Raw genomic sequence first — 1,369 nt, forward strand, 5'->3', positions numbered from 1 at the left:
TAAATGATCGGACAACTAGTGTGACATAGGGGGATGCCTACGTACAAGAGTACATAGCGTTTAACCCAACCAGTGAGATACAGCCAAGGGATATTATTCCAAAGAGAAAGAAAAGAAACTATGCACGGGTTACAGAACAAGAGTTACCTAAATTAATTGCTGATATTAATGGCTACTACGGGAGTGAAATTACTGTTCTAGCTATTAAGTTGATGATGCATACGTTTGTTAGAACTAGCACGCTCATTCAAGCCACATGGGACGAAGTGCAATGGGATAAAAAGCAGTGGGTCATTCCGGCGAAACGAATGAAAAAAGAACGTCAACATATCGTACCTTTAAGTCAGCAAGTAATGAGCCTACTTAAACAGCTTCATAAGCTTAGCGGTGATGGCGAGAAGTTTTTCCCTCATGAACGGTATGGACATCGTAGCCACATTAGTAATAACACTGTTCTCTATGCGCTGTACAGAATGGGCTACAAGGGACGTATGACCGGGCATGGTTTTAGAGGCGTCGCATCAACAATACTGCATGAGCAAGGTTTTGATAGCGATCACATTGAACTACAACTAGCGCATGATGAAGATAACGAGGTCAAGGCGGCTTACAACTATGCATTATATCTAGAGCAACGCACAGAAATGATGCAATGGTGGTCAGATTATCTTGTAAGTTTAGAAACCTTAGAAACCTAAAGTGAAAAGACTAAAAATATAGAGGTTACCAAGGTTACCAGGTTACCTTGGTAACCTCCATTTCTTTATTTTAATTCAATATTTTGGATTTATATTGGACATAGGTGCTTCCCTGAACGCTAAATTAAATCATCAATACTCTTCACGCTTGGACTATCAGCCCATGACAGTAAACAGTGACATAGGTTACTATGTTTTATGGTCAGATTTCTAAAACATTAGAATTATTTCGTAACGTTTTACTATATAGATTGACAACTAAATATCGTGTTACGTTATTTTGATGAGTAAATTTATGACTTTAGAGAATGACACTAAAAGACCCGTGGGGAGACCCCGTAAGTACGCCAATCAGGCGGAGAGGCAACGGGCTTATCGACAGCGATTAAGAGACCGGGGCCTAAAGGTGGTGCAACGCATCGAGCCGATTAAGAGTCCGCTTGGACCAGGTGACTACGCAATCACCCCACCGAAATGCGCTTGTTGTGATGGTGGACAAGATAGTGCTGTAGAGGTAACTATCTAAGATAATCACGTGACGAAATGACTAGGCCTCCCTGCTTCTATATATGGAAGACAGGACATCGAGGGAACGACTAGTGAAACGTCAATAATCAAGATGACAGTCCGGAACAGGCGGCAGAAAAGAGACTGGACGCTATATGTGATCC

Annotated in this window: 2 protein-coding genes; both read left to right on the top strand. The window is 41.6% G+C overall.

All coding sequences use genetic code 11. The features are described from left to right. Window positions 1-95: 95 nt before the first annotated feature. Window positions 96-698, top strand: coding sequence for a tyrosine-type recombinase/integrase (locus HMPREF3144_RS10460; RefSeq protein ID WP_256388367.1), 603 nt, complete (start codon window positions 96-98; stop codon window positions 696-698). Between the two features lie 295 nt (window positions 699-993). Beyond that, window positions 994-1,224 (top strand): hypothetical protein, encoded by a 231-nt coding sequence (locus HMPREF3144_RS11615; RefSeq protein ID WP_141742778.1) that lies wholly within the window; start codon window positions 994-996, stop codon window positions 1,222-1,224. The last annotated feature ends 145 nt before the right edge of the window (window positions 1,225-1,369 follow it).

Origin of the sequence: Oligella sp. HMSC05A10 (assembly GCF_001808335.1) — a bacterium.
Classification (GTDB): domain Bacteria; phylum Pseudomonadota; class Gammaproteobacteria; order Burkholderiales; family Burkholderiaceae_B; genus Oligella; species Oligella urethralis.